Source organism: Rhodococcus sp. EPR-157 (genome assembly GCF_001647195.1).
Classification (GTDB): domain Bacteria; phylum Actinomycetota; class Actinomycetes; order Mycobacteriales; family Mycobacteriaceae; genus Rhodococcoides.
The window spans coordinates 1-6,856 of the sequence record NZ_LVCV01000330.1; the positions used below are offsets into that span (position 1 = coordinate 1).

At 63.5% G+C, this 6,856-nt stretch carries 7 protein-coding genes; 6 read left to right on the forward strand and 1 reads right to left on the reverse strand.

The features are described from left to right. From A2J03_RS15270 to A2J03_RS15285, 4 genes are all read left to right on the forward strand, one after another. A partial coding sequence (locus A2J03_RS15270; RefSeq protein WP_068375522.1) for a M50 family metallopeptidase occupies positions 1-851 on the forward strand: 851 nt, incomplete at its 5' end. Positions 852-890: 39 nt separating this feature from the next. After that, on the forward strand, positions 891-2,054 hold the full coding sequence (gene ispG / locus A2J03_RS15275) for a flavodoxin-dependent (E)-4-hydroxy-3-methylbut-2-enyl-diphosphate synthase (protein WP_197480794.1): 1,164 nt from the start codon (positions 891-893) through the stop codon (positions 2,052-2,054). Between the two features lie 107 nt (positions 2,055-2,161). Next, entirely contained in the window at positions 2,162-2,998 is an 837-nt protein-coding gene (locus tag A2J03_RS15280) for a GNAT family N-acetyltransferase (RefSeq protein ID WP_068375528.1), read from the forward strand. Positions 2,999-3,039: 41 nt separating this feature from the next. Further along, positions 3,040-4,860, forward strand: a complete 1,821-nt coding sequence (locus A2J03_RS15285) for a penicillin-binding transpeptidase domain-containing protein (protein ID WP_442971359.1) — start codon at positions 3,040-3,042, stop codon at positions 4,858-4,860. Here the strand turns inward: A2J03_RS15285 and A2J03_RS15290 are convergent. Further along, positions 4,857-5,705, reverse strand: a complete 849-nt coding sequence (locus A2J03_RS15290) for a helix-turn-helix transcriptional regulator (protein ID WP_068375530.1) — start codon at positions 5,703-5,705, stop codon at positions 4,857-4,859. The genes A2J03_RS15285 and A2J03_RS15290 overlap by 4 nt on opposite strands. A gap of 91 nt (positions 5,706-5,796) precedes the next feature. On the opposite strand from A2J03_RS15290, the gene map reads away from it, so the two are divergent. Further along, the gene (map, locus tag A2J03_RS15295; protein ID WP_068375538.1) at positions 5,797-6,672 is read left to right on the forward strand and encodes a type I methionyl aminopeptidase; all 876 of its coding nucleotides are present in this window, start codon (positions 5,797-5,799) and stop codon (positions 6,670-6,672) included. A 34-nt stretch (positions 6,673-6,706) separates the two neighbouring features. Further along, on the forward strand, positions 6,707-6,856 hold a 150-nt coding region (locus tag A2J03_RS30005), incomplete at its 3' end, for a nucleotide-binding protein (RefSeq protein WP_156520409.1).

The following is a 6,856-nucleotide window of genomic DNA, read 5'->3' on the forward strand; positions in this document are numbered from 1 at the left end:
GGGGATTGCCGAACCTCAATCCGCCGACCACAGCGCTCGTCGGCGAGATGCCCTGCGTCACGGCAACCCAGAACGACGATCTGACGTACCCCGAATGCTCCGGTCCGAGTCCCGCGTATGTGGCCGGGATACGCGAAGGTGACGTCATCGTTTCGGTGAACGGAACCGCGACCGCGGACTTCACCGACGTCGTGAAGGCCACCCAACCGCTTTCCGGCACAGTCGATTTCGTCGTCGAGCGTGATGGATCCGAGCTGACGTTCCCGGTGCAGGTTCAGCAGGTGCAGCGTTGGGTGTCCGACGGCACCGAGACCGGTCGTGAGTCGGCCACGGTGGGCGCAGTCGGTGTTCAGCTCGCTCAGTTCTATCCGACCCAGTACAACCCGCTTGCCGCGGTTCCGGCGTCGTTCGCGTTCACCGGGGACATGTTCGTCGAGACCGCGCACCGGCTGGTGCAGATGCCGAGCAAGGTTGCCGACCTCTGGACCTCCGTCACCGGCGGTGAGCGCGATCCGGAAACTCCGATCAGTGTCGTCGGCGCCAGTGTCATCGGCGGGCAGTTGGTCGAGCGGTCCATGTGGCCGGTCTTCGTGTTGCTGTTGGCGAGTCTGAACTTCTTCCTCGGCATCTTCAATCTGCTGCCTTTGCTGCCTCTCGACGGCGGCCACATGGCGGTCACTCTGTACGAGCGAATCCGCAACTTCTTCCGCAACAAGCGGGGGCTGCCCAACGGTGGACCGGTGGATTACATGAAGCTCATGCCGGTTACCTACGTGGTGATCGTGATCGGCGGCGCATACATGTTGCTCACGCTCACAGCGGACATCGTGAACCCGATCCAGTTGTTCTAAGTAGACTCGCCTGTAGAGCTCAGGGAAGAAGGCAACGAAGTGACTGTGTCAGTCGGATTGGGAATGCCGGCGCCGCCGGTTCCCGTACTCGCACCTCGCCGTAAGACGCGTCAACTGCAGGTCGGATCTGTCGGAGTAGGCAGCGACCACCCCATTTCCGTGCAGTCGATGTGCACGACCAAGACCCATGACATCAATGCGACTTTGCAGCAGATCGCCGAGTTGACGGCGTCCGGTTGCGACATCGTTCGTGTGGCATGTCCCACACAGGATGATGCGGACGCACTGTCGATCATCGCCAAGAAGAGCCAGATCCCGGTCATCGCAGACATCCACTTCCAGCCCAAGTACATCTTCGCCGCGATCGATGCGGGCTGCGCTGCCGTCCGGGTGAATCCGGGCAACATCAAGGAATTCGACGGCCGAGTCAAAGAGGTCGCGAAGGCAGCCGGCGATGCGAACATCCCGATCCGTATCGGCGTCAACGCGGGTTCGCTCGACAAGCGGATGATGGAGAAGTACGGCAAAGCGACCCCGGAAGCGCTCGTCGAATCGGCGCTCTGGGAGGCCGGTCTGTTCGAAGAACACGGTTTCGGCGACATCAAGATCTCCGTCAAGCACAACGACCCCGTCGTCATGGTCGCCGCGTACGAGCAGTTGGCCGCGCAGTGCGACTATCCGCTGCACCTCGGTGTCACCGAGGCGGGTCCGGCGTTTCAAGGCACCATCAAGTCTGCGGTGGCGTTCGGCGCCCTGCTCGCCCAGGGGATCGGCGACACCATCCGGGTGTCGCTGTCTGCGCCGCCGGCCGAAGAGATCAAAGTCGGTACGCAGATCTTGCAGTCGCTCAATCTACGACCGCGCAAGCTCGAGATCGTGTCGTGCCCGTCCTGTGGTCGAGCGCAGGTCGACGTGTACAAGCTGGCCGACGAAGTCACCGCCGGCCTCGAGGGCATGGAGATTCCGTTGCGCGTGGCGGTGATGGGCTGCGTCGTGAATGGACCAGGTGAAGCCCGCGATGCCGATATCGGTGTGGCATCGGGCAACGGCAAGGGTCAGATCTTCGTCAAGGGAAAAGTCATCAAGACCGTTCCCGAGGCACAGATCGTGGAGACCTTGATCGAGGAAGCGATGCGCATTGCCGAGGAGTTCGACAATGATGAAGCAGCGGACGCCGGAACGCCGGTGATCACGGTCGGCTAGGCGCGAGGTGGGACCGAATGTCCCACCGATTCGGCTTCATCTGGCAATCTGTCTCGATGAGGGTGGATGCGGACAACGGCGGATGTGTTGGTAGGAGGTGACACGAGGTGCTCAAACTCCTCGGCGCCAAGCCATTGAGTAGCAAGGACACGGCCAATGTCCTCCGCGTGCTCGATGCCGACCCCATCGCTACGTGCATGATCGCCGCGCGTGTGCAGGAATTCGGTCTCGACCCGCGCGCGTTCCACGGTGAGATGTGGAGCCGTGGCGGTCCGGACGAGTCCCTGTGCTTCTACGGTGCCAACCTCGTGCCGCTACTCGGATCCGTCGATGATCTACGTTCCTTCGCCGATCGTGCGTGTCGTGGTCCGCGGATGTGTTCCTCGCTCGTCGGTCGCGCCGAGTTGACGCTGCCGTTGTGGGAGATGCTCGAAGCGGACTGGGGCGCTGCTCGGGAGCTTCGATGCGAGCAGCCTCTCCTTGCCACCTCGCAGGTGTCCGATCACCCGGCCGATCCCGGTGTTCGGCTCGTGCGCGCCGACGAACTCGACGTCTATCTGACCGCGGCCGTAGCGATGTTCATCGAGGAGGTCGGAGTCGACCCGCGGGCAAACGACGGCGGCCGTGGATATCGACGTCGAATCGCCGGACTCATCGCCGCAGGCCGCGCCTGGGCGCGGTTCGCGGACGGCCAGGTGATCTACAAGGCCGAAATCGGCTCACAATCAGCCACAGTCGGCCAGATTCAGGGGGTGTGGGTGCATCCTCTGTATCGAGGCCGCGGACTCGGATCTGCAGGCACTGCAGCGGTGGCGAATGCGGTGGTTCGTTCCGGCCGCATCGCCAGTCTGTACGTCAACAGCTTCAACTACCCGGCCCGCAGGGCGTATGCGCGCATCGGCCTGAAACAGGTGGCGACATTCACGACGGTTCTTCTGGACTGAGTGCGATTCGCTCAGCGTTCTCGCGTCGTGGTCGAACTACGATGAACGCGATGAGATTCTCGGATGTGGGGCTTTCTCGACGTGTGGCTTCCGCTGCAGTGGTCTGTGTGGTGCTCGTAGGTTCGGCGACCGCATGCACTCCGAGCCCGGATGGTCCCGAGCCGGCGGCCCAGGCGTTCCTTGCGGCGTTCTCGGCTCGCGACATCGCCGCCGCGTCGGCAGACACCGATCGGCCCGATTCGGCGGCCACGGCACTGAACGATGTGTGGGAGGACCTGCAAGCGGAATCCCTCGATGCCAGAACGACTTCGGTGCGGGTCGACGGTGACACCGCGACGGTGGGATACACCTATCAGTGGCACCTACCGAAAGATCGCGTGTGGACGTACGACGGCGAGCTGCAGATGGGCCGGACCGACGGCCAATGGGGAGTTCGCTGGACATCGACGGATATTCATCCTGGTCTCGGTGACACACAGACGATGGCCCTTCGGTCGACGGCGCCGCCGCGAGCGAGGGTCAACGAACGCTCGGGAACCGACGTCCTCGTCCCCGGTGTGGTGCATCGCGTCAAGATCGACGCCGACGAGTCGGAAGACATCGTGGCATCTGCTACGGGTCTGGCGCGGATACTCGGCCGGTTCGACCAGACGATTTCCGCGCAGAGCATCGTCGAGTCTGCGACGTCGATCGACGGGGACTACCCGGTTGCGCTCCTGCGTGACGACGATTACCAGACCGTGGCGGCGTCGCTGTCGGGGCTGTCCGGGGTGACGGTGTCCGACGAGTCGGATCTCATTGCGACCGATCGGACCTTCGCACCCGACCTCGTGTCGCAGGTCAAGAAGTCTGTGATCGACGAGGTGGACGGCACAGCGGGGTGGAGTGTCGTCACGGTCAACCGCAACGGGGTCGACATCGATGTCTTGACCGATACGCCTCCCGAGCCGGCACCGTCGTTCTCCATCACCCTCGATCGCAACATTCAGGTGGCGGCACAGAACGCGGTGAACGTACGCGCCGAGCAGGCAATGATGGTGGTGATCCAACCGTCGAGCGGTGCGGTTCTGGCGGTCGCGCAGAACGAGGAAGCCGATCGTGACGGACCTGTTGCTTCGGCTGGGTTGTATCCGCCGGGATCGACGTTCAAGATCATCACCGCGGGTGCAGCGATCTCGACCGGCCTCGCCGGGCCCGAGACCACCGTGCCGTGTCCGGGCCGAATCGTGATCGGCGAGCGGAGCATTCCCAACTACAACGAATTCGCCCTCGGCAACGTCTCCATGAGTACGGCATTCACCCGCTCGTGCAATACGTCCTTCGCGAAGCTGGCCAGCGAGATGCCCCCGGACGCATTGACGATCGCGGCGTCGCAGTTCGGCGTCGGTCCGGAGTACGACGTCGTCGGTCTACCCACCGATTCGGGGTCGGTTCCCCCGGCCGAGGAACTGGTTCAGCGGACCGAAGACGGATTCGGTCAGGGCAAGGTCGTCGTCTCGACGTTCGGAATGGCGCTCGCCGCAGCAACGGTCGCCAACGGTTCGACCCCTGTGCCCACACTGATCGTCGGGCGGGAAACGACCATCGAAGGTGAGCACCCGGTCATCGACCCCGCGATGGTCGACGGACTTCGAGGAATGATGCGCTCAGTGGTCACCAGCGGTACGGCAGAGCGCATCGCGGACCAGGGCGAGGTGTACGGCAAGACGGGTGAAGCCGAAGTCGAAGGCGGATCCCACGCATGGTTCGTGGGGTATCGCGGCGATCTTGCGTTCGCGACTCTCGTGGTTCGTGGCGGAAGCTCCGACAACGCCGTCGCGGTGACGCGCGAGATGTTCGAGCAGTTGCCCGAGGGTTACTAGGGCAACAGGCCGAGCTTGCGCACGGCGACGACGGCTTCGTGACGCGTTCGGGTCCCTGTCTTGTTCATGACGCTACGTAGGTAGGACTTCACGGTTTCCGGTTTCAACGACAATCGTGCCGCAGCGTCGGCATTGGTGCACCCCAGCGCGACCTGAGCCAGAACGTCCAGTTCGCGTGCCGACACGGCGATGGTGTCGTCGCCGATTGCCGGGCTGAGTGCGAGCGCTATCCGTTCGGACAGGCGCGTCAACTTCGACTGCAACACGGGATCGTCGGCCGAGCCGGTCAGCGCCCGAATCTCGGCGTGGACCTCCCGTAGTGCTTCCGTGGCGGCTGCCGAATCGACGCTGTCGGGCCGTGCGCCGAGGAGCCGCACTCGACGGTCCACTTCGTCTCTGATCGCGATCTCCTGCGAAAGGCGCCGCGACGCGCGGACCATCGCGTCTGCCACGCGGTCGCCGATCGGTCCACGTTCTCGTATCGCCGCATACATGACGGCTCGCGATGCACCCTCGACGACGACGGGTACAGCCAGCACGGACCGTAGGCCTTCACCGAGGACCGGTCGGTCGTAGTCGTGGGTGATGTACTGCGAGTTGCCATAGTCGCTGACTGCTGCTGGTCGACGCTGATCCATGACTCGGCCGCCGAGACCGGATCGACTCGGGATCCACAACCCCTGCAGACCGCGGGTCCTGGTGCCGTGCAACTCGCTCAAGTGCAGAGTGTGAGACGTCACCTCACCGCCGAACACCACCGGTATACCCGAGGACTTCATCACCTCACGAAGTTCTGCGCGCAGCGCATCGCCATCGCGTGGTCGTAGTAGATCGGTGGGCGGCACGAGTCGACCCCTTCGTCGGTTCTGTGAGCTGAATCATAGCCGCGTGCACGCAGGCGGTGACGTCCCATGCACAGCGACTAGCCTGATGACCATGTCTGTGACCGCCGAGAGCAAGCCCCGTCAGCCACTCGTGCCGGGCGTAGTGTCGCCCGTTCGGTCCGTGCCGAAGTCGATCGAGCGACCGGAGTATGCATGGAAGCCGACGGCGAACGAAGGCCACGAACCGTGGGTGCAGACGCCGGAAGTGATCGAGAAGATGCGCGTTGCCTCGAAGATCGCAGCGCGGGCGCTGCAGGAAGCGGGCCGCGCGGTGGCGCCTGGTGTGACGACCGACGAATTGGACCGCATCGCACACGAGTACATGGTCGACCACGGGGCCTACCCGTCGACGCTCGGCTACAAAGGATTCCAGAAGTCGTGCTGCACATCGCTCAACGAGGTCATCTGCCACGGCATTCCCGACTCGACCGTCATCGAAGACGGTGACATCGTCAACATCGACGTCACCGCGTACATCGACGGCGTCCACGGTGACACCAACGCTACGTTCCTCGCGGGCAACGTATCCGAGGAAGCACGCCTACTCGTCGAACGAACGCACGAAGCCACGATGCGGGCGATCAAGGCCGTCAAACCCGGTCGCGCGCTGAGCGTGATCGGTCGAGTCATCGAGTCGTACGCGCACCGCTTCGGGTACGGAGTCGTCGAGGATTTCACCGGCCACGGTATCGGAACCACGTTCCACAACGGACTTGTCGTTCTGCACTACGACCAGCCGTCCGTCGAGACCGTCATCGAACCGGGAATGACGTTCACGATCGAACCCATGATCAACCTGGGAAAGATCGACGGCGAGATGTGGGACGACGGGTGGACCGTGGTTACCCGAGACCGCAAGTGGACTGCGCAGTTCGAGCACACCCTCGTCGTCACGGAAACGGGTAGCGAGATTCTGACACTGCCGTGAGCGGAGCCTGCGGAGTGAAGTGTAGAAGGCTGCCGTGAGCGAAGTCCGCGGAGCGTTGCTGGTTGCCGGGACCACGTCGGATGCTGGTAAGAGTGTTCTGGTGGCGGGTCTGTGCCGGTTACTTGCCCGCCGGGGTGCGTCGGTTGCGCCGTTCAAGGCGCAGAACATGTCCAACAACTCGGTG

Excerpts from the sequence above, each read along its gene's own strand:
- A2J03_RS15285 (WP_442971359.1), top strand. The coding sequence starts at position 3,040 with ATGAACGCGATGAGATTCTCGGATGTGGGGCTTTCTCGACGTGTGGCT.
- map (WP_068375538.1), top strand. The coding sequence starts at position 5,797 with ATGTCTGTGACCGCCGAGAGCAAGCCCCGTCAGCCACTCGTGCCGGGC.